Source organism: Xylophilus sp. GOD-11R (assembly GCF_033546935.1).
Taxonomy (GTDB): Bacteria; Pseudomonadota; Gammaproteobacteria; order Burkholderiales; family Burkholderiaceae_C; genus Xylophilus.
This window is the reverse complement of record NZ_CP137854.1, coordinates 1,952,609-1,977,922: the sequence shown is the minus strand read 5'-3', so window position 1 is coordinate 1,977,922 and position 25,314 is coordinate 1,952,609. Positions and strand designations below refer to the sequence as shown.

Here is a 25,314-nt window from a genome sequence, read left to right as displayed (position 1 = left end):
CAGGGTTTTCCTTCGCATCGCACGTATTTCTCCAGGAGCTCGACGTGAACCGTATCCGACTGCCGTCCATCCGTGTCGCCATCGCCGCCGCACTCTCGTTGTCCGCAGCCGCCGCCTTGGCGCAAGCCCGCTGGGACCTGCCCACCGCCTACCCCGCGCAGAACTACCACACCGAAAACATCGTCGAGTTCGCCAAGCAGGTGGATGCGGCCACCGGTGGCAAGCTCAAGATCACGGTGCACGCCAACGCATCGCTGTTCAAGGCGCCTGAGATCAAGCGCGCGGTGCAAAGCGGCCAGGCACAGGCCGGCGAGATCCTGCTGGCCAACTTCTCCAACGAGAACCCGATGTACGCGCTCGACGGCGTGCCCTTCCTGGCGACCACATATGCCGATGCGCACCGCCTGTACGACGTGTCCAAGCCCGCCATGGAGAAACTGCTGGCCGCCCAGGGCATGAAGATCCTGTTCTCGGTGCCGTGGGCGCCGCAGGGCATCTACAGCAAGCGTGAAGTCGCCTCGGTGGCCGACCTGCGCGGCATAAAGTGGCGCGCCTACAGCCCGGCCACCGCCAAGATCGCCGAACTCATCGGCGCGCAGCCGGTGCAGATCCAGCAGGCCGAACTCAGCGCGGCCATGGCCACCGGCGTGATCGAAGCCTTCATGACCTCGGGCTCCACCGGCTACGACACCAAGACCTACGAATACATCAAGAACTTCTACGACACCCAGGCCTGGATTCCCAAGAACGTGGTGCTGGTCAACGCCAAGGCCTTCGCCGCGCTGGACCCGGCCACGCAAGCCGCTGTGAGCAAGGTGGCGGCGGATGCGGAAGCGCGCGGCTGGAAGGTGGCCGAGGAGAAGAACGCCGAATACAAGCGTCTGCTGACCGAACGCGGCATGCGCATCATCAAGCCCTCGCCCAAGCTCGACCAGGACATGCGCCAGGTCGGCAGCATCATGCAGGCCGACTGGCTCAAGGCCGCCGGCGCCGACGGCGCGGCCATCGTCGACGCCTACCGCGCCGCCAAGAAATAAGCGGTGGGTGCGTTGCGACGCGGCCTCGGCCGCATCATCGACGCGGCCGGCGCCCTGGGCGCGGCCTGCGTGGTGGCCATCTTCGTGCTGATGATCATCGCCGGCGTGGGCCGCCAGCTCAACCTGACGGTCAGCGGCCTGAACGACATCGTGGCGTGGTTCTGCGCGGCGGCCGCCTTCCTGGCGATGGCGCACGCGTTTCGCCACGGCGACTTCGTGCGGGTGACACTGCTGCTCGAAAAGCTCTCGCCACGCGTGCGCCGGGTGTTCGAGACGGTCGGCCTGGTCATCGCAGCGGTCTCGGTCGCCTACCTCGCGTGGTCGGCCACATCGTTTACCTGGGAAAGCTACGAATACGCCGAGATGGCGACCGGCCTGGTGGTGATTCCCATCTGGATCCCGCAGGCGACTTTCGTGGTGGGTTCCTGGCTGCTGCTGGCCGCCGTGCTCGACGAGCTGGTCACCGTGCTGCAGGGCGGGACTCCGGGCTACCAGCGGGCGATCGAGGAGCGTCATGCGGCTGGTGATTTCTCATCGGATGTGTAGCTTGGCTCACCCCCAGGCTTCGCACTTCGTGTCTTCGCCTGTCCCCTACCGGGGGCGGCGGGCTGGCTCGAGAGCTGGATCCCCCCCAGGCTTGCCCACTTCGTGTGGCCGCCTAACCCTTGCGGGGGCGGCGGGCTGGCTCGGCGGAGCCTCGCTGCCACGCCCGACGGGCAGTCGGCGCGCTGCGCGCGGCCTCCTGTTTTAGCGGCGAGCGGCCGTTAGCCAACCTGAATCACCAAAGAGTCCCCATGTTCGAAACCCTCATGATCGGCGCGCTGCTGCTGGTCGTCATGCTGCTGCTGCTGGCGGGCGGCATCTGGATCGCGATGACGCTGGCCATCGTCGGCTGGGTCGGCCAAGCCTTCTTCACCAACACGCTGCCGGGCAAAAACCTGTTCTCGGCGTTCTGGGAATCCAACGCTTCCTGGGAGCTGGCCGCGCTGCCGCTGTTCATCTGGATGGGCGAGATCCTGTTTCGCACCAAGCTCAGCGAAGAGATGTTCGATGGCCTGCGCCCCTGGCTCAACAAGGTGCCCGGCCGGCTGATGCACACCACCATCCTCGGCTGCGGCGTATTCGGCTCGGTGTCGGGCTCTTCGGCCGCCACTTGCGCCACCATCGCCAAGGTCGCCCTGCCCGAGCTCAAGAAACGCGGCTACGACGAGAACCTGGCCATCGGCTCGCTGGCCACCGCCGGCACGCTGGGCATCCTGATCCCGCCGTCGATCACCATGGTGGTCTACGCGGTCGCGGCCGACGCCTCCATCATCCGCATCTTCCTGGCCGGCTTCCTGCCGGGCCTGCTGCTGATGCTGCTGTTCTCCGGCTACATCGGCTGGTGGAGCCTGCGCAACCCCGACAAGGTGCCGCCGGCCGACGCGCCCACCACCTTCCTGGAGAAGATCAAGGCATCCGGCAACCTGATTCCCTGCGCGCTGCTGATCGTGTTCATCGTCTGGGTGCTGGTGGCCGGTTGGGCCACCGCCACCGAATGCGCCGCCTTCGGCGTGCTGGGCTCACTGGCCATCGCCGCCTGGGGCCGCAGCCTCACCTGGGAGAACTTCAAGGCCGGCGTGATGGGCGCCACCCGCACCAGCTGCATGATCATGTTCATCCTGGCAGGCGCCGCCTTCCTGACCAAGACCATGGCCTTCACCGGCATTCCGCGTGAACTCGCCGAATGGGTCGACGGCATGCACCTGTCGCCCTACGCGCTCATCTCGGCGCTGGTGGTGGTCTACCTGGTGCTGGGCACCGCGCTCGACGGCATCAGCATGATCGTGCTGACCAGTGCCGTCGTCATGCCGATGATCCAGAAGGCCGGCTTCGACCTGGTCTGGTTCGGCATCTTCATCGTGCTGCTGGTGGAAATCGCCGAGGTCACGCCGCCGGTGGGCTTCAACCTGTTCGTGCTGCAGAACATGACCGGCAAGGACAGCAACCTGATCGCCAAGGCGTCGATTCCGTTCTTCATCTGCCTGGTGATCTGCATCGGGCTGATCACCCTGTTTCCGCAGATCGTGACGATCCTGCCGGACATGGTGATGGGCAAGGAGCGCATCGGCTGAGCGCCGACGCGCAGGCGCCGGTAATCAGGCCCGGCCGCCCACCTCGGCCGCCGCCAACGCGGCGCGCTGGCGCGACTGCGTAGCCAGCTCGGCTGCCCGCTGCGCCGACACCGGTCGGCTCATGTGAAAACCCTGCACCTTGTCCACGCCGAGGTGGCGCAGGGTCTGCAGTTCGGCTTCGGTTTCCACGCCCTCGGCCGTCACCGCGGCACCGATTTCACGCGCGAAGGCGATCAGCGCGGCGGCCAGCGCGCGGCGGCGCGCGTCGGCGTCGATGTTGCGCACCAGGCTGATGTCGAGCTTGATGTATTCGGGCTGCAGATCCAGGATGTGGCGCATGCTCGAGTAGCCCGCGCCGGCGTCGTCGATGGCGATGCGCATGCCGCGGTTGCGCCAGGCGGCCAGCGAATTCCAGAGCTGGCGGTAGTCCGACACACTGGCGTGCTCGGTCACTTCCAGCACCACCCGGCTCGGGTCCACGCCTTCGACCGCGCGGGCCAGCTCGTCGCTCATGAAGAGTTCCGGCGAGCCGTTGACCGCCAGGTAGACGTCGCGCGGCAGCGAATCCATCTTGGACAGCGCCTGCCGGATGGCATGGCTCTCAAGCTGGATACCCATGCCCACCTCGGCCGCATCGGCGAACCATTTGTCGGGCGTGGCGTGGAAAGCGCCCCGGAAACGCGCGAGGCATTCCATGCCCGACACCGTGCCGTCATCCAGCCGATAGATCGGCTGGTAGACCACCGACAACTCGTCGTGCGAAAACACGCGTTCGATGCGGTTGCGCTTTTCTTCCTTCAGACGCGCCGCGAGCATGTCTTCTTCGAGCCGGTCCGCCAGCAGTTCGGCAAACACGTTCATGAACTGCAGGTCGCGCTGGCCCAGGGTTTCATCGGGTTGGTGGCTGAAGCAGCAGAAGGTGCCGTACAGCGAGCCGTCGCTGAGCCAGATCGGCACGCTGAGGTGAGCGCCGATCGGAATCGCGGCGGTTTCGGGAATCTGCCGTGCCAGGGCGACGTCGGCGGTGTCCGGAATCACGCCGGGAAGCCGGCCCTCCACCACATGGCGGCAATAGCCGGCGTCCAGGGGAATGGACATTCCCTGCTGCAACACCTTGTCGTTGTCGGCATCCACATGGCGCATGACCCGCTCGGTACCGCCGAACTGCGACACGAACGCGATGTCCATCGACAAATGCCGCCGCACGGCGCGCAGGGCCTTGTCGACGCTGCTCGCGCCGGCCTGCTCCTCGAAGATGGCGCCGATGGCGTCGGACAGCATCTGGGCATTTTGGGTAGGCATCTGCTTCTCCACGAATTCCGGGAACCGGTGTCAACTGTAGATGCAAATTGATAGGTTTGGACACGTGTCCATACAATAACCCTCCACCGAGGTGGCCCGTGCCGGAATCGGCTGCGCCACTTCGACGGCATCCACGAGGAAGCAAATACTCACCCTCGCCGAAAATCACCTGTCATCAAAACAGGTTAGTTTCGAACGGTAACACCGAATTCAGCGAGTGCGCAATGCGGCTCGCTCCAGACGGTTCGCGCGCATCTTGAACAGGCGCGGCAGGATCAGCACGGCCAGGATCACGACGATCAGGCCGATCGACATGGGACGCTGGAAGAACACCCCGGCACTGCCCTCGCCGATCGACATGGCGTTGCGCAGCTGGGCTTCGGCGAGCGGGCCGAGGATCATGCCAACGACCACTGGCGCGGTCGGGAAGTCGAAGCGCCGCATCACCACGCCCAGCACGCCGATGGCATACAGCAGGAACAGGTCGAAAGCGCTCTGGCGCATGCCGTAGGCACCCACCGTGGCGAAGATCAGGATGCCGGCGTAGAGCTGCGGCTTGGGGATCTTCAGCAGCTTCACCCACAGCCCGACCATCGGCAGGTTGAGCACCAGCAGCATCACGTTGCCGACGTAGAGCGAGGCGATCAGCGCCCACACCAGCGCGGCCGAGCTGGTGAACAGCTGCGGCCCCGGCTGAATGCCGTAGTTCTGGAAAGCGCCCAGCAGGATGGCGGTGGTGTTGCTGGTGGGAATGCCCAGCGTCAGCAGGGGAATCAGCGCGGCCGTCACCGTGGCGTTGTTGGCGGCCTCGGGGCCGGCCACGCCTTCGATGGCGCCCTTGCCGCCGAACTCCGCGCGGTTCTCGCCCTTGGCAAGCTTCTTTTCGGTGGCGTAGCTCAGAAAGGTCGGGATCTCGGTGCCGCCGGCCGGAATACAGCCGAAAGGCGTGCCGATGAGCGTGCCGCGGATCCACGCCGGCACCGAACGCCGCCAGTCGCGCCCGCTCATGTGGACCCGGCTCATGCGGTTCTGCGACTCGACCACGCGGCCTTCGTACAGCGCCGCGTATAGCACCTCGGCCACCGCGAACAGGCCGACGGCCACCAGCACGATCTCGATGCCGTCGAGCAGCTCCGCCTGGCCGGCCGTGTAGCGGCCCTGGCCGGAGATCTGGTCCAGGCCGACGCAGCCCGCCGCCAGGCCGATCAGCAGCGCTGTCATGCCGCGCAGCGTGCTCTTGCCGAGCACGGCGCTCACCGTGGTGAAGGCCAGCACCATCAGCAGAAAGTATTCGGGCGGCCCGAGCTTGACCGCGAAGTCCGCGACGAAGGGCGCGAACAGCGTGACCACCACCGTGGCGATGGTGCCCGCCACGAAGGAGCCGATGGCCGAGGTGGCCAGCGCCGCTCCGGCGCGCCCGCTCTTGGCCATCTTGTTGCCTTCCATCGCCGTCACCATGCTGGCCGTTTCGCCGGGCGTGTTGAGCAGGATGGAGGTGGTGGAGCCGCCATACATCGCGCCGTAGTAGATGCCGGAGAAGAAGATCATCGACGCGGTCATGTCGACCTTGGCGGTAATCGGCAGCAGCATCGCCACCGCGGTCGCCGGCCCGATGCCCGGCAGCACGCCGACGGCGGTACCCAGCGCGCACCCCACCAGGCACCACAGCAGATTCATCGGGGTGATGGCGGCCGCGAAGCCGTTCACCAAGGCGTTGAAGATATCCATGATCGAGTTTTCCATCGCGCCAGGCGCGTAAACGAACGCTTTTCGAACACCGCAGCTTGCGACACCAGAGGCCGCGAAGCCGGCCGACTACCTCAGGGCCGCAGCGGCGAGTCCGCCACATCACAGCGCCCCTCCCACAACCGGAGGCCGCGCGCAGCGCGCCGACTGCCCGTGGGGCGAGGCAGCGAGGCTCCGCCGAGCCAGCCCGCCGCCCCCGGCGAAGGGGTAGGCGAAGACACGAAGTGCGCAGCCTGGGGGAGAGTCAAATCCACCCGGTGGCAGTGATCCCGGGCAGATTGATCGCCAGGAACTGCGTGAACATCCAGAACACCGGCGCCGAGATCACCATGCCGGTCACCACGTCCGTCACCAGCACCTTCGGGCTGCCGGCCGCCTGACCGGACGCCCGGCGCAGGCCCTGGCAGGCGAACACATAACAAAGCGTGCAGCTCAGGATGAAGCCGATCACCGTGATCAGCGATGCGTTGAGCAGCAGCCCCGCCGACACCCAGACAAAACCGAACCAGTCGCCCCTTTCGGATCCGGGCGGCGCATCCATCTGCCGAAAGCCGCCGCTGCGTACCTCCCACAGCATCAGCGCTCCACAGACCAGCAGGCCGACGGCGGTGAGCCAGGGCAGGAAGTTGGGCCCGACGCCGCCATAGCCGGCATCCGACGAAATGCCCAAGGCGCCCCAGCCCAGGCCGAGCGCGGTCGCCACCACGGCGATACCCACGACGGTCTGCGGCCATCGGGCGCCCGCGATGGAAGATGGTTCGGCGGCGGACGTGGTCATGAAATGCGTGGGTTTCGTTGGAGTTGTTCTTCTTCGGCCGCCGGCGCAAGCAAGCCCTGGCGCGGCACGAGCGCCGTCAGACCATGCCGGACTTGGCCATGATCGCCCGCAGCGAGGCGAATTCGTCGTCGACGAACTTGTCGAACGCCGGGCCGCTGATCACCGCCGGCGTCCAGTCGTTCTTCTTCAGCGCGTCCTTCCAGGCGGGCGTCGCCAGCGCCTTCAGCACGCCGTCGGTCAGCGCCTTGCGCTGCTCGGGCGTGATGCCCGGCGCGCCGTACAGGCCGCGCCAGTTGCCGATCACCACGTCGATGCCGATCTCCTTGAGGGTCGGTGCGTCCACGCCCGGCAGGCGCGCCTCGGAGGTCACCGCCACCGGCCGCATCTTGCCGGCCGTGATGTATTCGGCGAACTCGCTGTAGCCACTGCCGCCGATGGTCACGTTGCCGCCCAGAATGGCCGCCGTGGCCTCGCCGCCGCCCCGGAAGGCCACGTAGTTGATCTTGGACGGATCGACGCCGGCCTTCTGCGCGATCATGGCCGCGGCCACGTGCTCGGTGGAGCCGCGCGAGCCGCCGCCCCACTTCACGCTGCCGGGATCCTTCTTGAGCTGGGCGATCACGTCCTGCATGGTCTTGAAGGGCGAGTTCGAGGGCAGCACGAAAACGTTGTATTCGCTGGTGATGCGGGCGATGGGCGTGGCCTTGTCCAGGCTCACCGGCGGCTTGCCGGTGATGATGCCGCCGAGCATCACCGCGCCCATCACCATCAGCGCGTTGGGATCGTTCTTGCTGCCGTTGACGAACTGCGCCAGGCCCAGCGCGCCGGCCGCGCCGCCCTTGTTGTCGTAGGTCACGGTGTCGGCCACCTTGGCCTCCTGCAACGCCTTGCCGAAGGCCCGGCCGGTGAGGTCCCAGCCGCCGCCCGGATTGGCCGGGATCATCATCTTGAAGTTGCTCGCCGCGCGGGCCGCCAGCGGCAGGCTGCCGGCGGCGGCGAACACGGCGAGGGTCTTGAGGAAATCGTCACGGCGCATGGGGTTTGTCTCCGGATGGCTATAGGTCTTCTGCAACGAGCGCGATGATGCTGCCGCCGCCTGTCATTTGGCTGTCCGCCGCACTAGGGAAAGCCCGCGGGGGCCGGGCCGGCTACAGTCGGCGCCCATGCGATTGATGCTGGTGGAAGACGATCCCGGACTGCGCGCCGCGCTGGCGCGCACCCTGTTGCGCCGGGGCTTCGAGGTGCGCGAGTTCGCCGATGGCCGCAGCGCCCTCGACGCCTGGGTGGCCGAGCCGCCCGACATCCTGGTGCTCGACCTCAGCCTGCCCGGCCTCGACGGCCTCGAAGTCCTGGCCGGCGGCCGCAAGCGCGGCCTGACGACCCCGGTACTGCTGCTCACCGCCCGCGCCACCGTAGGCGACCGGGTGATGGGCCTGAACGCCGGTGCCGACGACTACCTGCCCAAGCCCTTCGACCTGGACGAGCTCGAAGCGCGCATCCGCGCCATCGCCCGCCGCCGCCCTGCCGGCACGCCCGCCAACGCGGCGGCTGCCGACCCCGGGGTCCTCCACGCCGGCGCATTGCGCTACGACAAGTTCAGCGGCGCCATCTACTGCCGTGACGAGCCGCTCGAACTCGCGCCGCGCGAGCTCACCCTGCTGCAGGCGCTCATCCAGCAACCGGGCCGCGCGGTGGCCAAGGAACGGCTGTTCGAGCTGGTGTTTCCCGGCGCGGCGGAGGTGCAGTACGAGGCGATCGAGGTGGTGGCCTACCGGCTGCGCAAGAAGCTCGCCGGCACGGGCACCGCGCTGGTCACGCTGCGCGGCCTGGGCTATCTGCTGAAGGTGGAGGCGACGGCATGAGCGCGCGGCGGCGCCCGATGTCGCTGCGCCGCCGCCTGCTGCTGGGCATCCTGGTGCCGGTGGTGCTGCTGATCGGCTTCAACACCGCCGCGCACTACCGGCAGGCGCTGCGCGTGGCCAACACCGCCTACGACCGCACCCTGCTGGCCTCGGCCAAGTCGATCGGCGAGCAGCTCGAGGTCGATGGCAAGGACGACGCCGCCCGGCTGCGCGCCACGGTGCCGTATTCGGCGCTGGAGATCTTCGAAGCCGACAACCAGACCCGCCTCTTCTACCGCGTCTCCGAGCAGAACGGCCGCCTGGTCTCGGGCTACGACGAGCTGCCGCTGTGGCACGGCCACATTCCCGACCGGCCGCCCTACGCCGCGCTGGTCGACTTCTACGACGACGAATTCCGCGGCAACGCGGTGCGGGTGGCGGTGCTGTTGCAGCCGGTGGCCAGCAGCGCCGGCCACGCCATCGCGGTGATCCAAGTGGCCGAAACCCTGCAACTGCGCCGCGGACTGGCGCGCGACCTGCTCGTCGACACCCTCACCGGCCAGGCCGCGCTGGTGGCGGTCATCGGGCTGGTCGTGGTGCTGGTGGTGCAGAGCGCGACACGGCCGATACGCCGGCTCAGTGACGAGCTGCGCGAGCGCCCCGAGGCCGACCTGCGACCGCTGGCCGCGCGCGACGCGCCGCGCGAGCTGCTGCCGGTGGTGGACGCCACCAACCAGGTCATGCGCCGCCTGCGCCACCAGCTCGGCCAGCAGCAGCGCTTCATGCGCGACGCCGCGCACCAGTTGCGCACCCCGCTGGCGGTGCTCAAGGTGCAGGTGCAGTCTGCCTTGCGGGGCGACGTGCCGCCGATCGACGCGCTGCGGGAAATCGGCGGCACGGTCGACCGCGCCACGGCGCTGGCCCAGCAGATGCTGTCGCTGGCACGCGTCGATCAGGCGCGTCACGAGCCCGACGTCGATGCAGGCGATGGCCCGACCGACCTCGGCGCCATCGTGCGCGAGCTGGCCCTGGACATGTCGCCCCTGATTGCCGGCAAGGACCTGGACTTTTCCATCGCCACCGTCGCCGCGCCGGTCGCCGCGCCGGGCTGGATGCAGCGCGAACTGGTGCGCAACCTGCTGCACAACGCCATCCGCCACACGCCGCCGGGCGGCGCGCTGCAGCTGCGGGTGTCGCAGGACGGCGATGACGCCGTACTGGTGGTGGCCGACAGCGGCCCCGGCATCGACGACGAGCTGCGCGGTCGGCTGTTCCAGCCCTTCTCCGCCGGCAGCGCATCGGGCGGCACCGGCCTGGGCTTGGCGATCTGCCGCGAAATCGTCGCCAGCGCCGGCGGAAGCATCGCGCTGCCCAACCGAATGGCGAGCGACGGCAGCGTATCCGGCCTCGACACGACGGTCAGACTGCCGATGTCAGCGCGCGCGTCCGTCTGACAGTACGAATCGGGATGTAAGTGACAATGCAGGGATGACGCCACCGGATACGCTGCGCCTCGACAAGTGGCTTTGGAGCGCTCGATTTTTCAAGACCCGCTCCCTGGCCGTGGAAGAAATCGGCAAAGGCCGAATCCAGGTCAACGACGCGGCAGCAAAACCCTCTCGCGACATTCGCCCCGGAGACACCATCGCCATCCGGCAAGGCGCCTTGTCGCGAACCGTGCTCGTGCTCGGCCTGAGCGCACAGCGCGGACCGGCGCCGGTGGCGCAAAAGCTCTACGAGGAAACACCTGAGAGCCTGGCCGCTCGCGCCGCCTGGGTCGAATCCCAGCGACTCGCACCCGAGCCCGGCGCCGGGCGCATGCAGGGCCGACCCACCAAGCGCGACCGTCGCGCCATCGATCACAGCGCCAGCGGCTGGGGCGAACGCTGGAGCGCCTCGGTCGACTGACCCCGCCCCAGCCGGATTTCCTGATGCCACGACGCCTCGAACAAGACCAAGAAAGCAAGCCATGACCCTGCGCACCTACCTCATCGAAGACGACGCCGATGCCCGGGACACCCTGGCTGCCTTGCTGCAGCAGCAGGTGCCGGGCATGGAGATCGTCGGCTGGGGCGACAACGAGCGCAGCGTGACCCACTGGCTGTCTTCCAACGACCGCGGCTGGGACCTCGCCATCGTCGACCTGCAGCTGCGCGAAGGCAGCGGCTACGCGGCGCTGAGCTGGTGCGGTACCCGGCTACCCGAGCAACGCGTGGTGGTGTTGAGCGCCATGGTGAGCGACGAGGTACGGCAGCGCTGCCTGGATGCGCGCGCCGACGCGGTGTTCGACAAGTCCAGCGAGATCGCCGAGCTCGTGGCCTTCTGCCAGGCCTTGGCCCTGACACCGGATCGCGTCTTCCCTGGCGGGTGAAGCGTTTCGCAAACGCGGGCGACCGCGGGTGCGACAGTCCGGAACATCGCGCGGTCCGGCCCGATTGGTGGCCGCCCAACCTGATTGCGTATGTTCGTTTCTTATCACCGCCGCCCTACGCCGCCCGGCTCCACGCCTGAGCCCGGCAGCCGCTCTTCCTCCTTCTCCACCCCGTCGGTTGCCCACGATCCACTTCTCCACGAAACAGCGCCCGGCGCCGGCTCGGTACTCGAAGGGCTGCGGCATCGCAGTCCTCAACACCAGGCCATGGTGGTGTTTGCCGGATCCATCGGGCTACGCGGCGTGCCGACCCCGCCCCGTCAAACACTGGGCGAAACGTTCAAGCAGGTGCTGCGTCCGCTCATCGGCAAGCCGGAACCGGAGCTCGAGTTCGACGAGCCCTACCCGTGGCGCCCGACGCTGCGCGCTTTCCACCATTTCCCCGAGCTGGTCGCCGACATCACCCGGGCGCCGGATGCCAATGCCGACATCGCCCGGCTGATCGCTCGCCGGCTGGAGCAGGCCGGTATCGACCTGCCGCCCGCTTCGGCTTCCATCGGAAAAGCGGGCTATATGTTGCTCAGTCGGGATTGGCAGCAGCACCTGGCCGATGGCCGGCTCGGCATGCGCGACCTGCTGGCGGTGCTGGGCCGCCTCCATCAGATCGATGCACGCGCACGCCCGGAGCTGGCCAGCCGACTGGAGCAGGCCATTGGCGCCGGCGCCGCTGAGCTCGCCCTGTCGAATGGAAAAGCCGCGTCGCTGCTGCGCAGGGCCGGCGGCCAACGCCCGGTGCGCCCGGACCGCCAGGAACCCGAGCCCGCCGCCCACGGCATGGCGGCGTTCCGGGGCAACGTCGGCCAGCTGCTGCGCATGCCCTCCATCTCGACGCTGCCCGAAGGCCTGCTCGCGGCCGCCCTGCTCAAATGTCTGCGGCGCCACATCTCGGAGGCGCGCCAGGCCGAGTCCGGCGTCATAGGCCGCATCCAGCCCCAGATCGACCAGGCCCTGGCTCGCCTGCCGCAACCCTTGCCGGCCGGAACCGTCGGACGCCTGCGCGGCGCGGCGGACCGGCTCGAACGCTATCTACAAGTGGAGGCGGCGCTCGACATCGGGCGGCGCCCGGTGCCGAGCAACGGCTTCGACACCGTCTCGCCATCCCGCGCGCGCCAGCAGGTGATGGCCTCGGTGATGGAAGCGGCGCTGGACCCGGCCGACCTGGCCGAGCGCCTGGCCAGCGGCGACCCGAGTCGCCTGCTGCCGCCCGACCTGGCACGCGGCGACGCGAGCCCGGCGCGAGCCGCCAGCGCCTTGCGCATCGCGCGCGAAACACTCGATGTGATGGTCGATGTCGAGCTGCTGACGCCAGCGCAGCGCGACGCGCTGATCGATCTGCTGCACCACCCGCTCGGGCGCGCCATGCGCCCGACCGAAGCCTTTACTGGTTGAGAAACAGGGAAGCGATCACGCCGGTGGCGATGGCGGCCAGCACGTAGTCGCCACCGACCTGCACCCACTGGTAGCCGCGTGGAGGCGCGGAAAGGCGATGACCGCGCCAGTCGTCGACCACGTACTGGCGGCTGCGGTATTCGGCGGGCAGGCGGTCGCCACGGTGGAAGCGGTGGTCCGGGCCGGCGCCACGCGCATCTGCATGGCGGTCGTGCCCCGGGCCGCCGCGATCGGGTCCATGGCCGTTGCCACGCTGCTGTTGTTCCGGCCCGCCGCGGTGGTCGTCACGACCCTCGCGCGGCTGGGCAAACGCCAGGCTGGAAACGCCCAGCGTGAAGGCGAGAAAAGCAGCGCCGATTTTTTTGCTTTGCATGGAGAAGCTCCGTTTGTTTGGACGCTTCCAGCATGCCTGTCGCGCGTGTCGCGCCCGTGATGTGGTTGTAAGCAGCCGAGTCAGGCCGGACGCCCCGCGCGCATCACCAGCGTGTCGAAGGCGGCGTACAGCTTGTCCATGCAGGCGCGCTTGTAGCTGAACACCTCCGGCGGATCCATGCGATGCACCACGGCGCCCGGGTCCACTTCGAAGACCAGCAGGTCGCCCTCGGGTGTTTCGCCGCAATCGACCACCAGGTAGTCGAGCCCGATGCGCCCGGCCAGGGCCGACAGCGCCTCGCGGTGGCGCAGGCCGAAGCCAGTGTCGAAGTCGCGCATGAAGGCGGCTTCCTCGGCGCGCTTGTCGGCGCATTCGGTCATGCCGGCATTGAGGTAATGAATCATCCAGTGCGACGACACCCCCATGTGCGCCGCATACGCCATGCCGTCCACCAGCACCACACGGTACTTGCGAAACAGGCCGTCAGCCTGGGCGTAGTCGATGAAGTTGGAGACGAAGTATTCGTCGGCGCCCTGCCCCGCCAGGTAGGCCACCAGCTCGGCCGGCGTGGTCACCTTCTCGAGACCGTGTCCGGCGTGCGAATCGACCGGCCGCACGATCAGCGGAAACCGCCCGTGTTCCAGCATTTCGGCAATGGCCAGGCGCCCATCGCCCACCGCCTGCAGTGACAGCCGGCCCGAGCGCGCCGATGCCGGCATGGCGATGCCGGGCGCACCGCGCAGCGCGTCGTAGGCGCGGTCACGTGCGGTCTCGAGAATGCGCGACGGATGGTTCAGCACCGCGCCGGCCGGCAGCTCGTACGACAGCCGTTCCAGCAAGCCGTGCGTGGCGTCGGATTCGGAGATCGCCATGTAGAGCACGTCGTGCTCCGGCAGCAACTCGGGCAGGCCTTCACCGGGCAGCACGAACAGCATGTCGAGGGCGATGCGGCCGTCTTCCACCAGGAAGGACAGCGGCGTGTTGGTCATCAGGTCGCCGGGCGCCATGACGGCCAACATGCGCAGGCGCGGCAGCGCGCAGTCGGGCAGCTGCAAGCGATACAGGCGCTCCATGCCGAGCGCCTGCGACTGGGTGGCCAGCGCGAGGTCGGGCAGGCCCTGCAGGAACAGCACGGTCGACAGGTCCATCAACGCGGCGGCATCGGTGGCGTCGCGCTCGGCGCGGGCGATGAGCGTGGAGGCCACCGGGCGCAGGTCGGCGCCGTGGAAGGCCAGCGTCATCAGCCGCGCCAGGCCGATCAGTTGCTGGCCCGGCTCGGTCGGGTCGGAATCAGGAAGGGCGGACGTATCGTGCGGCAGCAGGCTCATGCGGCGAATTCCTGGACGGGTTGGACAGTGGTGTTCTGGATGCGCTGGCGGCGGCGGCCACAGGCCAGCACCGCGTCGACCAGCATATCGATGTCGCCGGCCACCGTGCGGTGGTTGACGATGGCGGCGCGGATCGCCACCTGCCCGCGGATGCGGGTGGACGAAGGCACGGCGATGCCGGACTCGTGCAGGTCGGCGACGACCTCGGTGTTGAGCGCGTCGGCGTCCTGGCTCGGCGCGGCGCGCAGGCGAAAACACACGATGTTGAGCGCGACCGGCGCCATCAGCTCGAGCTCGGGCTCGGCCAGCACCCGCGCCATCAGGTGGCGGGCGAGGTCGCAGCTGTTGTCGATGGCCGCGCCCAGGCGGTTCGTGCCGTGGGTGACGAGCGTGAACCAGGTCTTGAGCGCGCGGAAACCGCGGGAGAGATCCGGCCCCAGGTCGCAGGGCCAGGGCGATCCCGCCGCCAGTCCGCGCGGATGCCGCGACAGGTAGGCCGCCGGCGAGGCGAAGGCCGCCAGCTGGTCGGCCTGGTCGCGCACCAGGATGAAGCCGGCGTCGTAGGGCACCTGGCCCCACTTGTGAAAATCCAGGGCCAGCGAATCGGCGCGTTCGATGCCGGCCAGGCGCGGCGCGACCTGGCGCGAGAGCATGCCGAGCGCACCGTACGCGCCGTCGACATGGAACCAGGCGCCGCAGGTGCGGGCCACGTCGGCGATGGCGTCCAGGTCGTCCACCGCGCCCACGTCCACCGTGCCGGCGGTGCCCGCGATGAGGAAGGGCCGCAGGCCGGCCGCCATGTCCTGCCAGACCATGGCGCGCAGCTGCACGATGTCCGTGCGGTGATCGGCATCGGTCGGCACCAGGCGCAGCGCATCGGTGCCCAGGCCGGCGATCGACATGGCCTGCGCGATGCAGCCATGCGCCGCCTGCGAGGTGTAGGCCACCAGCCGGCCGCCGCCCGCGTTCTCCACGCCGGTCTTGCGCGACTGGCCGCCCAGCGCCGAGGTGCGCGCTACCAGCAGACCGACCAGGTTGGCCATGGACGAGCCCGTGACGAACAGGCCACCGGCGGTTTCCGGAAAGCCGAACAGGTCGGCCATCCAGCGCACCACCTGCTTTTCCATCTCCAGCGGCATCTGGTCGCGGCCACCCAGGTTGGCATTGAGCCCGGCCGCCAGCATCTCGGCCAGCATGCCTTCGGCGGTACCGCCACCGTGCACCCAGCCCATGAATCGGGGATGCGTGTTGCCGACCGAGTACGGCAGCACGTCGCGCATGAACCGGCCGTGCGCCTCGGCCACCGTGGTGGGCTCGGCGGGCATCGGCTCGCGGAAGGCGCCGCGCACCGTCTCGGGAATCGGCTGCCACACCGGCCGGTCGCGCAGGCCGGCGAGGTGGTCGAACATGTCGTCGAGCATGCGGTGCCCCTGCGCGCGCAATTGCGACCAGTCAGAGGGGTCGAGCGAGGTGGCGCGTGGCGGGTTCATGGACGCTGTCGTCATGGGCACGGTCGTTTGGCGCCGGTGCGGGATGCCACGGCTCGTGGTCGAGGATAGGACGCGCCACACCGGCCGAGCCGCCGTGAAAAGCCGGTTTTCCCGTGCTGTTCCGCGCTTTGCCAGCCGGCAGGCGCGAAATCGTCCTACGTCGGCACGCGCCGCACTGGGTCAACTTGCACGGTTCGACCAGAGGATCAGGCCGCCATGACAACGTCCCGCCCCGCCGTCTTCGTGCGCCGCCATCCGGTGGCCGTCACCATCGTCGTCGCCCTCGTGCTGCTGATCGCGCTATTCGACTGGAACTGGCTGCGTCCGCCGCTGGAGCGCTACATATCGGCGAAGACCGAGCGCACCTTCACCATCTCCGACCTGCATGTGAAGCTGGGCATGACGCCCACCATCCGCATGCGCGACGTGCTCTTCGGCAATGCCCGCTGGTCCCAGAAGCCGCACATGGCGCGCATCCAGGAGCTGGAGTTTTCGGTGAGCCTGCGCGACCTGCCCGAGAAGATTCTGGTGCCGCGCGTGGCGCTCACCAAGCCAGACCTGCTCTTCGAGCGCATGGCCGACGACCGCAAGAACTGGATCCTGTCCGACCCGAACGACAAGTCGCCGAGCAAGCTGCGCATCAGCACGCTGTCGGTGGACCAGGGCCACCTGCGTTTTACCGACGCGGGCATGCCATTCTCGATCGACGTGCAGGCCAGCACCTTCGATCCGGCGAAGCAGGCACAAGTAAAGGACGCCGATGCCGCGCCCGCCAACGACCGCTATTCCACGCGCTACGCCTTCAGCGGCAAATATCGCGACGCCGGCTTCAAGGGATCCGCCCTGACCGGCGAGGTGCTGAGCTTCCAGGAGTCGGGCGTGCCCTTCCCGATCAAGGGCGAGCTCGACGCCGGCACCACCCGGCTGGAGGTGGAAGGCACCATCGCCGATGCGGCCAACATCTCGGGCATCGACACCCGGCTGCGCATCGAGGGCCGCACCCTGGCCAATCTCTACCCCTTTCTGCTGCTGCCGCTGCCCGCTTCGCCGCCGTACGAACTACAGGGCCGCCTGGTGCTGAAGGGCAACCGCTATTCCATCGACGACCTCGCCGGCCGCATCGGCTCGACCGACGTCACCGGCAAAGGCGCCTACATCGACCGCCAGCCACGACCCCTGCTCACCGCCGACCTGCACAGCAAGCGCCTCGACATCGCCGACCTGGGGCCGGTGATCGGCGTGCAGACGCAGGAAACCGGCGGCAAGCCCGCCGCCTCGCAGGCCCAGACGGCCGACCGACCCGCCGCCAGAACGCAGGAGAAGCAGGCCGACCCCCATCACATCCTGCCGGCCGGCAGTTTCGACGGCAGCCGGCTGCAGAAGATCGACGCCGACGTCACGCTCGAAGCCGCCCAGCTCAAGGTGCCCGGCACCCTGCCGCTGGAAAGCCTGAAGGCCGCGCTGCACCTGCACGATGCGGTGATGAAGCTCGCGCCGCTCGATTTCGGCTTCGCCGGCGGCACCATCGCCTCGCGCTGGACGCTGGATGCGCGCCAGCCGGTCATCGCCACCGAGGCGGCGGTCGACTTTCGCCGCATCCAGGTCGCCAAGCTGGTGCCGGCCAGCGCCGAGAAGGTCGCCCAGGGTGCGGGCACGCTGGGCGCCCGCATCCAACTCAAGGGCCAGGGCAACTCCATCGCCGATGCGGCCGCGCGGGCCGACGGCAGCCTGTCGATGGCGATCGCCAACGGCCGCATCAGCAATTTGATCGATGCGGCCAGCGGGCTTAACGGCGGCAAGGTGCTGGCGCTGCTGGCCGGCGGCGACCACGCCATCGCGGTCAACTGCGGCGGTGTGGCATTCGACATCAACCGCGGCAAGGGCAAGTCGACCCTGTTCCTGGTGGACACCGAGCAGACGCAGATCCTCGGCGAAGGCGGCTTCGACCTCGCCCAGGAAACCTTCGACATGCGCATCGCGCCCAAGCCCAAGCGCCCGGGCATTTTGTCGCTGCGCACCCCGGTGCGGGTTTTCGGCAGCTTCAAGGATCCGGACTTCTCGCTGGAGAAAGGCCCGCTGGCCGCACGCGCCGGCGGTGCGCTGGCGCTGGCCGTGGTGGCGCCGCTCGCCGCGGTGATTCCGCTGCTGGAAACCGGGCCGGGCGAAGACAGCAACTGCACCCGCGTGCGCCAGGAGGCCGGCGCTGCCGAGAAGCAGGCGGTCGCCGCGCCAGGCGGTGCGCAACGCAAGGCCGGCAAGCCCTGACCGTTCAGGCTACGCGACGGTGGACACGTTTGCCTACGCGACGGGCTGCCTCATGCCTCATGCTCCGGGGCTTCGTTTTACCTCACCGGATCAGCATCACATGAGCATCCTCGGCACCATCTTCAGCAAGATCTTCCCGTCGGCCCACGCCGCCCCGGCGCCCGCGCCGACCGCTCCTGACACCCCGAGCCCCGCGGCTCCTGCGACGGCCCCGGCACCAGCGCCCATGGCCGAAGTCGATGTGCAGCAGGTGCTCGACGGCATGGCCGCCAAGGCCGGCGAAAAGCTCAACTGGAAGACCTCCATCGTCGACCTGATGAAGCTGCTCGGCCTCGACAGCTCGCTGGCCGCCCGCAAGGAACTGGCCAAGGAACTCGGCTACGGCGGCGACACCGCCGACTCCGCCGCCATGAACGTCTGGCTGCACCGCCAGGTGATGAACAAGCTCGCTGCCAACGGCGGCAAGGTTCCGGCCGACCTGAAGGATTGAACACACCATGGGCATCATCTCCACCATCGTCATCGGCTTCATCGTGGGCCTGGTCGCCCGGGCGATCCTGCCGGGCAAACAGGCCATGGGCTTCTTGCTGACCATCGTGCTCGGCATTGTCGGCTCGCTGCTCGCCACCTACGCCGGCCAGGCGCTCGGCTGGTACGAAGCCGGCGTGGGCGCGGGCTTCATCGCCTCGGTGGTCGGCGCCATCGTGGTGCTGGTCCTCTACGGCATGGTCGCGCGGCGCGGCTGACACAGCCCGGCGGCGCGGGCGGCGTCACGGGCAGGTCGTCGCCGAGGCCGACGATGGCTGGTTCGAATCGACACCGCACCGCATGCCCGCCACCCCGCGCCGCCCATACGCCGCCCAGGTCCCGGGGCGGCGCTTATTTTCGGCGTCGCTGCCGGCCGCCAGCCTGACCGCATCGGGCAGCGCCTTCGCAGAGCCAGCACCGGCCGAGGCCGACGTCCGCGTCCTGGCCGCCTTCACGCTCATCGGTCCGGTCGGCCAAACGGTCATCCAACATCGGTGAGCTCTATCTCGTGCCGCTCGGCGACGACACCCGGCTGGTGGTCTTCGACTCGTTAAAGGTCAGTAGCGCGCCCCTGCCGGCCAGCGACCACCAATTCGACGTCTTCCGCGCAGTTCCGACAGGTGGCCGCCATGGCGGCCGCCCCCGGCAAGACCACGCTCTTCGCCAACCACCACCCGATCCTGGCCTTCAGGCGCGCGAGCCGCTGCTGGCGCGCCACGAGATGAACCTGGGCAGCGAACGCGCGGTGGCCGAGCGGCTGCGGCCCAATGGCGATCGCGAGCGCTTCGAGGCGCTGATTCGGCGCCGGCGTGCTGGACGATCCGCGCCGCGCCATGCAGGCCGCCGGCGCCGGCCTGCAGGCCTATCTGCAGAGCGACGAACTCTCGCCCTTCGACTCCCGCTTCGACGACATGCTGCGCGGGCAGGGCACGCTGGCAGCACGCCAGCGATGAGCGAGGAAGACATCGACGCCGTCGTTGCCTTCCTCAGCACGCTGACCGACCGACGCTACCGACCAGCCCTACCCTATCTCCCAAGAAAAGAAAGTGAGCGATAGCCCACATGAGCCCTTGGCACTCTTGCCGGTGCTCGCCACCATGGCCTTCGACACCTGCCTTGCAGCCGGTGCGACAGCGCCCCGCGATCACGGTCGCGGGACTTTCTCCATCCCTTCGGAGGCCTAAGCCATGAGCATTTTTGGCAACATTCTCGGCAAGTTCTTTCCCTCGGCGAACGCCGCCACGCCTGCCGCCACCGCGACACCGCAAGGCCTGACTTCGGCCATCGCCGGCGCGCCGGCCGCGGGTTCGGTCGATATCGCACAGGTCATCGAAGGCCTGATCCAAAAGGCCGGTGGCGGCACCTTCAACTGGAAGTCCTCCATCGTCGACCTGATGAAGCTGCTGGGCCTCGACAGCTCGCTGCCCGCCCGCCAGGCGCTGGCCAAGGAACTCGGCTTCAGCGGCGACAGCAACGACTCGGCCGCCATGAACGTCTGGCTGCATAAGACGGTGATGGCAAAACTCGCGGCCAACGGCGGCAAGCTGCCCGCAGACCTGAAGGCATGAACAACATGGCAGCCTTCATCACCACCATCGTCATCGGCCTGATCGTCGGCCTGATCGCCCGCGCACTCATGCCCGGTCGCAACACCCTGGGCTTCATCCTGACGGCGGGCCTGGGCATCGCCGGCTCGCTGCTGGCCACCTTCGCCGGCCAGGCGCTGGGCCTCTACCCGCAAGGCGCCGTCGCCGGCTTCATCGCGTCGATCCTCGGCGCGGTGGTGGTGCTGGCGGTCTACGGATACGTCGTGCAGCGGCGGATCTGACCCGGCGACCAACGCCTCATCCTTACCTTCGGCTACCAAGGAGTCACCATGGATTTTTCAAATATTTTGAGCGGCTTCCTCGGCGGCCAATCGGGCGCATCGCAGTCTCCGCTCAACACACTGGTGGGGAACATCTCGCCCGAGACGATCCAGAAACTGCTGGCCTCGGCGCTGAACTCCGATCAGACCCCACCGACCGGGCAGACCCTCAGTCGCCTGTTCGACAAGGCCGATGCGCCGCAGAAGGCCGGCCTGCTCAGTGAAGTGTTGGGTGCTATCGACCCCAAGGCGCTGGCGGGGCTGGCCGGCGGCGCCTTCCAGGCCCTGGCCGCCACCGGTGGCACCGTGACGCCGGCGCAGGCCGCGCGGTTCACGCCGCAGCAAGTCGCCCAACTGGCCGACGGTGCGGCGCAGGCCGAGCCGGGCATCATCGAACGCGTGTCGAAGTTCTGCGCGGAACACCCGACGATGCTCAGCCTCATCGGCACCTCGGTGATGGCCGTGGTGGCGAACAGCCTCAAGCAGGGCGACAGCAACAAGGCCTGACGCTTCGATCGACAGAACCTGAAATCGCCCCCGGCACGCCGGGGGCGATTTCGTTTCTCCGTCAGGTATTGAGCAACGCCCAGGCCTTGTCGAGCCGCTTCACGCTCACCGGGCCAGGCGTGCGCAGCTCCTGCGCGAACAGGCTCACCCGCAGTTCTTCCAGCAGCCAGCGCAGCTCCTGCATGCGGGCGTCGACATTGCCCTTGCGCTCGGCCACCAGCCGCCAGAAGCGCTGGTCCTGCAGCTTCACGTCGGCCATGCGCGCGGTGTCGCGGGCCGGATCGGCGCGCAGCTTGTCGAGCCGCATCACGATGGCCTGCAGATAACGCGGCAGGTGTTGCAGCTGCGCCCAGGGCGTGGCGGACAGGAAATCGCGCGGCACCAGCCGCTGCAACTGGGCCTGCACGTCAGCCGTCACATGGGGCTGGCCCCTGGTGTCCTTGATCTTGCGCACCGCGCCCGCATAGTCGGTCAGCACCCGCAGGCCCAGACGGGCGACTTCGTGGGCGATGAGGGTGAGCCGGCCCCGGCCTTCGTCCACCCGCTTCTTGAAAGCGTCGGCGTCGGTGGGCAACGGCTCGAGCAGGAAGGCGCGGTCCAGCGCCACGTCCACGATCTGCTGGCGCAGCTGGTCCTGCGTGCCCAGCGGCATGAAGGCGACCGCCATCTTCTGCAGGTCGGGAATCGACTTCTCCAGGTATTTCAAGGCCTCCTTCATCTGCAGCGCGAACAGCCGTCGCAGGCCGCCGCGATGGCGTTGCGCCGCGAGCTCGGGCTCGTCGAACACCTCGATGTGCACCGCGTCGCCGTCGTCGATGAGGGCGGGAAAGCCGACCAGCGTCTGGCCGCCCTTGCGGATCTCCATCAGCTCGGGCAGTTCGCCGAAGGTCCAGTCGGTGTAGCGCTGGCCTGCCGGTGCCGACGGCGCGGTGGGGGCGGCCCGGGTCGCGCCACCGGCTGCCGCCTTGGGCGCAGGCGCGGCGGATGCCGGTGCGGCAGGTGCGGCCGGCGCCCGCAGTCCGGCCAGCGCCTGGAAGGCCCCGCGCGCCTGCCCGCCGAGCTCGGCCTTGAGCGCGGCCAGGCTGCGACCCTGGCCGAGCTGGCGGCCGTGTTCGTCCAACACCCGCAGGTGCATGAACAGGTGCGGCGGCACCATGTCCGGCTTGAAGTCGGCGCGCTTCACGTCGAGCTGCGTGGTCTCGCGCACCAGCTTCAATACCGCGTCGATCAGCGTGCCGTGGCCGAACACCGTGGGCTCGACCAGCGCCTGGGTGATGCGCGCGGCGCTCTCGGGCAGCGGCACCAGGCGCGCGCGCGGCTTCTGCGGCAGGCTCTTGAGCAGCGCCTGCACCTTGTCGCGCAGCATGCCCGGCACCAGCCATTCGGCGCGGTCTTCGCCGATCTGGTTGAGCACGAAGATCGGCACCGCCACCGACAACCCGTCGCGCGCATTGCCCGGTTCGTGCAGGTATTCGGTCGCGCAGTCGACGCCGCCCATGCGCAGCGTGCGGGGAAAGGCGTCGGTGGTGATGCCGGCCGCCTCGTGGCGCATCAGCTCGTCGCGCTCCAGGTGCAGCAGCCGCGGCTGGCCGCGCGAGGCCTCGCGCCACCAGTGCTCCAGGCTGCGGCCGTCGAACACGTCCGGCGGCAGGTGCTGGTCGTAGAAGGCATAGATGAGTTCGTCGTCCACCAGCACGTCCTGGCGGCGCGACTTGTGCTCGAGTTCTTCCACCTGGCGGATCAGCTTGCGGTTGGCCGCCAGGAACGGCAGCTTCGATTCCCATTGCTCGCCGACCAGCGCCTCGCGGATGAAGATCTCGCGCGCCGCGGCCATGTCGACCCGCGCATAGGGCACGCGCCGGCCGCTGTACACCACCAGGCCGTAGAGCGTGGCGCGCTCCAGCGCGACGACTTCCGAGCCGCGTTTTTCCCAGTGCGGGTCGAGCAGTTGCTTCTTGAGCAGATGCGAGCCGACCTCTTCGAGCCAGGTCGGCTCGATCGCGGCGATGCCCCGGCCGAATAGCCGGGTGGTTTCGACCAGCTCGGCCGCGACGATCCAGCGACCGGGCTTCTTCGACAGATGCGCGCCCGGATGCTTGTGGAACTTGATGCCGCGCGCGCCCAGGTATTCGCCGCCGCCCGCCGCACCCCGCCCTGCCCCGCCGGCCTGGGTGCTACCCGCGCTGCCGGCGTCTTCCGGACGAAAGCCGATGTTGCCCAGCAGCCCGGCGAGCATGGCCTGGTGCAGCTGTTCGTAGCTGGCCGGATCGGCGTTGATCGGCCAGTGGTGCTCCTGCACCGTGGCGACGAGTTGCGAGTGGATGTCGCGCCATTCGCGCACCCGGCGGATGCTGATGAAATTGGCGCGCAGCAGTTGCTCGTATTGCCGGTTGCTCAGCTTGTGGGTGGGCGCCTCGGCCACCGCCGGGGCCGGCGGCGCGGCGACAGCCGGCGCCACGCTGCGCTGCGACACCGGCAGAAAGGCCTGGTTGCCGCGCCTGGCGCCGGCTCCCGGCTGCTGCGCCGCCATCTGCCGCCGCGTGGTGGCCACCGGCGCGCCACCGCGTGCGTCGTGCAGCCATTTCCAGAGCTTGAGATAGCCGCTGAACTCGCTTCGGTCGTCGTCGAACTTGGCGTGCGCCTGGTCGGCCTGGGCCTGGGCGTCCATCGGGCGGTCGCGCACGTCCTGCACGCTGAGCGCGCTGGCGATGGTGAGCACCTCGTCGAGCGCGCCGCGGTCGCGGCCTTCCAGGATCATGCGGCCGATGCGCGGATCGAGCGGCAGGCGCGACAGCTCCTGGCCGACCGGAGTTAGCTGGTTGTCGTCGTCCACCGCGCCGAGTTCGGACAACAGCTGGTAGCCGTCGGAAATCGCGCGCTTCTGCGGCGCCTCCAGAAACGGAAACTCCTCCACGTCGCGCAGGCGCAGCGACTTCATCCGCAGGATGACGCCGGCCAGCGACGAACGCAGGATTTCGGGGTCCGAGAAACGCGGCCGGCCGGCGAAGTCGTCTTCGCCGTAGAGCCGGATGCAGATGCCGTTGGCCACCCGCCCGCAGCGGCCCGCGCGCTGGTTGGCCGCCGCCTGGCTGATCGGCTCCACCAGCAACTGCTCCACCTTGCTGCGGTAGCTGTAGCGCTTGACGCGGGCGGTGCCGGTGTCGATCACGTAGCGGATCCCCGGCACCGTCAGCGAGGTTTCGGCGACGTTGGTGGCCAGCACGATGCGCCGGCCGGAATGGCTCTCGAAGATGCGGTCCTGCTCGGCCTGCGACAGCCGGGCGAAGAGCGGCAGCACCTCGGCGTTGCGCAGCACCGCGTGGTGGCTGAGGTGGCCGCGCAGATGGTCGGCGGCCTCGCGGATCTCGCGCTCGCCGGGAAAGAACACCAGGATGTCGCCGCTTTGCCGGGGGTCCTGCCAGAGCTCGTCGACCGCGTCGGCGATGGCTTCGTTCATGCCGTAGTCGCGGCTTTCCTCGAACGGCCGCCAGCGTTGCTCCACCGGGAAGGTGCGGCCGGTGACGTGGATGACCGGCGCCGGCCCCCGGGCCGAGGCGAAATGGTTGGCGAAGCGGTCGGCGTCGATCGTGGCCGAGGTCACGATCACCTGCAGGTCGGGGCGGCGCGGCAATATCTCGCGCAGGTAGCCCAGCAGGAAGTCGATGTTGAGGCTGCGCTCGTGGGCCTCGTCGATGATGATGGTGTCGTAGGCCTTGAGCAGCGGATCGGTCTGCGTTTCGGCCAGCAGGATGCCGTCGGTCATCAGCTTGACCGAGGCGTCGCGGCTCAGCCGGTCCTGGAAGCGCACCTTGTAGCCGACCACTTCACCGAGCGGTGTCTTCAGTTCTTCGGCGATGCGCTTGGCCACCGACGACGCGGCGATGCGGCGCGGCTGGGTATGGCCGATGAGCCGGCCCTTGCCGGGCGGCGCATTGAGCTTGCCGCGCCCCATGGCCAGCGCGATCTTGGGCAGCTGCGTGGTCTTGCCGGAGCCGGTTTCGCCGCTGACGATGACGACTTGGTGCGCTGCGAGCGCGGCCATGATTTCTTCGCGCCGGGCCGAGACCGGCAGCGATTCGGGGAACTCGATGCGCGGCCGGGCAGGCGCTGGTTCGGTGGCGGAAGACGTGGGCTGGCGCGGGTCGGATACGGACATAAGGGGGTGGATTATCCAAACATGGCGCCGCCGCCGCCCGCCGGGGGTGAGTCCTACCAGGGGCGCGCGGGGACATGACCGGTCCGTTCGCTCCATGGCGAAGGTGACGCCGACACCTGGGCGGTCCGCAAAATCGAAATGGGCCTGCCTATGCGCACGGCC

Annotated in this window: 24 protein-coding genes; 16 read left to right on the top strand and 8 right to left on the bottom strand. The window is 68.7% G+C overall.

Annotated elements, in window-relative coordinates:
- Nucleotides 1–44 precede the first annotated feature (44 nt).
- The 3 genes from R9X41_RS09285 to R9X41_RS09275 all read left to right on the top strand — a co-directional run bounded on the left by R9X41_RS09285 (nt 45) and on the right by R9X41_RS09275 (nt 3,151).
- The gene (locus R9X41_RS09285) at nt 45–1,037 is read left to right on the top strand and encodes a TRAP transporter substrate-binding protein (protein WP_412556677.1); all 993 of its coding nucleotides are present in this window, start codon (nt 45–47) and stop codon (nt 1,035–1,037) included.
- 12 nt (nt 1,038–1,049) lie between these two features.
- Nucleotides 1,050–1,583 (top strand): TRAP transporter small permease, encoded by a 534-nt coding sequence (locus R9X41_RS09280; RefSeq protein WP_318635186.1) that lies wholly within the window; start codon nt 1,050–1,052, stop codon nt 1,581–1,583.
- 248 nt (nt 1,584–1,831) lie between these two features.
- Entirely contained in the window at nt 1,832–3,151 is a 1,320-nt protein-coding gene (locus R9X41_RS09275; protein WP_412556676.1) for a TRAP transporter large permease, read from the top strand.
- Nucleotides 3,152–3,175: 24 nt separating this feature from the next.
- Here R9X41_RS09275 and R9X41_RS09270 read toward each other — a convergent pair whose 3' ends face one another.
- The 4 genes from R9X41_RS09270 to R9X41_RS09255 all read right to left on the bottom strand — a co-directional run bounded on the left by R9X41_RS09270 (nt 3,176) and on the right by R9X41_RS09255 (nt 8,013).
- Entirely contained in the window at nt 3,176–4,453 is a 1,278-nt protein-coding gene (locus R9X41_RS09270; protein ID WP_318634585.1) for a sensor domain-containing phosphodiesterase, read from the bottom strand.
- A 210-nt stretch (nt 4,454–4,663) separates the two neighbouring features.
- Nucleotides 4,664–6,181 (bottom strand): tripartite tricarboxylate transporter permease, encoded by a 1,518-nt coding sequence (locus tag R9X41_RS09265; protein ID WP_318634584.1) that lies wholly within the window; start codon nt 6,179–6,181, stop codon nt 4,664–4,666.
- Nucleotides 6,182–6,443: 262 nt separating this feature from the next.
- Nucleotides 6,444–6,977, bottom strand: a complete 534-nt coding sequence (locus R9X41_RS09260; RefSeq protein ID WP_318634583.1) for a tripartite tricarboxylate transporter TctB family protein — start codon at nt 6,975–6,977, stop codon at nt 6,444–6,446.
- Nucleotides 6,978–7,053: 76 nt separating this feature from the next.
- On the bottom strand, nt 7,054–8,013 hold the full coding sequence (locus R9X41_RS09255) for a Bug family tripartite tricarboxylate transporter substrate binding protein (protein WP_318634582.1): 960 nt from the start codon (nt 8,011–8,013) through the stop codon (nt 7,054–7,056).
- 127 nt (nt 8,014–8,140) lie between these two features.
- Between R9X41_RS09255 and R9X41_RS09250 the strand changes: the two genes are divergently transcribed.
- The 5 genes from R9X41_RS09250 (at nt 8,141) to R9X41_RS09230 (ending at nt 12,638) form a co-directional block, all read left to right on the top strand.
- Entirely contained in the window at nt 8,141–8,839 is a 699-nt protein-coding gene (locus R9X41_RS09250) for a response regulator (RefSeq protein ID WP_318634581.1), read from the top strand.
- On the top strand, nt 8,836–10,272 hold the full coding sequence (locus R9X41_RS09245; RefSeq protein ID WP_318634580.1) for a sensor histidine kinase: 1,437 nt from the start codon (nt 8,836–8,838) through the stop codon (nt 10,270–10,272). The genes R9X41_RS09250 and R9X41_RS09245 overlap by 4 nt, the downstream gene beginning before the upstream one ends.
- A gap of 34 nt (nt 10,273–10,306) precedes the next feature.
- On the top strand, nt 10,307–10,726 hold the full coding sequence (locus R9X41_RS09240; protein ID WP_318634579.1) for an RNA-binding S4 domain-containing protein: 420 nt from the start codon (nt 10,307–10,309) through the stop codon (nt 10,724–10,726).
- 61 nt (nt 10,727–10,787) lie between these two features.
- Nucleotides 10,788–11,189 carry a response regulator gene (locus R9X41_RS09235; RefSeq protein ID WP_318634578.1) on the top strand — a complete coding sequence of 134 codons (402 nt, stop codon included), beginning with the start codon at nt 10,788–10,790 and terminating at the stop codon, nt 11,187–11,189.
- 90 nt (nt 11,190–11,279) lie between these two features.
- Nucleotides 11,280–12,638, top strand: coding sequence for a hypothetical protein (locus tag R9X41_RS09230; protein ID WP_318634577.1), 1,359 nt, complete (start codon nt 11,280–11,282; stop codon nt 12,636–12,638).
- Here R9X41_RS09230 and R9X41_RS09225 read toward each other — a convergent pair.
- The 3 genes from R9X41_RS09225 to R9X41_RS09215 form a co-directional block, all read right to left on the bottom strand.
- On the bottom strand, nt 12,628–13,011 hold the full coding sequence (locus R9X41_RS09225) for an RcnB family protein (RefSeq protein WP_318634576.1): 384 nt from the start codon (nt 13,009–13,011) through the stop codon (nt 12,628–12,630). The genes R9X41_RS09230 and R9X41_RS09225 overlap by 11 nt on opposite strands.
- Nucleotides 13,012–13,091: 80 nt before the next feature.
- A complete protein-coding gene (locus R9X41_RS09220) occupies nt 13,092–14,339 on the bottom strand; it encodes an ATP-grasp domain-containing protein (RefSeq protein WP_318634575.1) in 1,248 nt (415 codons plus the stop codon).
- On the bottom strand, nt 14,336–15,844 hold the full coding sequence (locus tag R9X41_RS09215) for a pyridoxal phosphate-dependent decarboxylase family protein (protein ID WP_318634574.1): 1,509 nt from the start codon (nt 15,842–15,844) through the stop codon (nt 14,336–14,338). The genes R9X41_RS09220 and R9X41_RS09215 overlap by 4 nt, the downstream gene beginning before the upstream one ends.
- A gap of 201 nt (nt 15,845–16,045) precedes the next feature.
- On the opposite strand from R9X41_RS09215, the gene R9X41_RS09210 reads away from it, so the two are divergent.
- The 8 genes from R9X41_RS09210 to R9X41_RS09175 all read left to right on the top strand — a co-directional run bounded on the left by R9X41_RS09210 (nt 16,046) and on the right by R9X41_RS09175 (nt 20,996).
- Entirely contained in the window at nt 16,046–18,094 is a 2,049-nt protein-coding gene (locus R9X41_RS09210) for an AsmA family protein (protein ID WP_318634573.1), read from the top strand.
- Nucleotides 18,095–18,194: 100 nt separating this feature from the next.
- On the top strand, nt 18,195–18,584 hold the full coding sequence (locus R9X41_RS09205; protein WP_318634572.1) for a DUF3597 domain-containing protein: 390 nt from the start codon (nt 18,195–18,197) through the stop codon (nt 18,582–18,584).
- 7 nt (nt 18,585–18,591) lie between these two features.
- Nucleotides 18,592–18,840, top strand: coding sequence for a GlsB/YeaQ/YmgE family stress response membrane protein (locus R9X41_RS09200; RefSeq protein WP_318634571.1), 249 nt, complete (start codon nt 18,592–18,594; stop codon nt 18,838–18,840).
- An 82-nt stretch (nt 18,841–18,922) separates the two neighbouring features.
- On the top strand, nt 18,923–19,120 hold the full coding sequence (locus tag R9X41_RS09195) for a hypothetical protein (RefSeq protein WP_318634570.1): 198 nt from the start codon (nt 18,923–18,925) through the stop codon (nt 19,118–19,120).
- A 311-nt stretch (nt 19,121–19,431) separates the two neighbouring features.
- Entirely contained in the window at nt 19,432–19,575 is a 144-nt protein-coding gene (locus tag R9X41_RS09190; protein ID WP_318634569.1) for a hypothetical protein, read from the top strand.
- A gap of 234 nt (nt 19,576–19,809) precedes the next feature.
- Nucleotides 19,810–20,190 (top strand): DUF3597 domain-containing protein, encoded by a 381-nt coding sequence (locus R9X41_RS09185; protein ID WP_318634568.1) that lies wholly within the window; start codon nt 19,810–19,812, stop codon nt 20,188–20,190.
- 5 nt (nt 20,191–20,195) lie between these two features.
- The gene (locus R9X41_RS09180; protein ID WP_318635184.1) at nt 20,196–20,450 is read left to right on the top strand and encodes a GlsB/YeaQ/YmgE family stress response membrane protein; all 255 of its coding nucleotides are present in this window, start codon (nt 20,196–20,198) and stop codon (nt 20,448–20,450) included.
- 48 nt (nt 20,451–20,498) lie between these two features.
- Nucleotides 20,499–20,996: a hypothetical protein gene (locus R9X41_RS09175; RefSeq protein WP_318634567.1), complete on the top strand. Its 498-nt coding sequence runs from the start codon at nt 20,499–20,501 to the stop codon at nt 20,994–20,996.
- A gap of 61 nt (nt 20,997–21,057) precedes the next feature.
- On the opposite strand, the gene hrpA is transcribed toward R9X41_RS09175, so the two are convergent.
- Nucleotides 21,058–25,152, bottom strand: coding sequence for an ATP-dependent RNA helicase HrpA (gene hrpA, locus R9X41_RS09170; protein ID WP_318634566.1), 4,095 nt, complete (start codon nt 25,150–25,152; stop codon nt 21,058–21,060).
- Nucleotides 25,153–25,314: the final 162 nt, after the last annotated feature.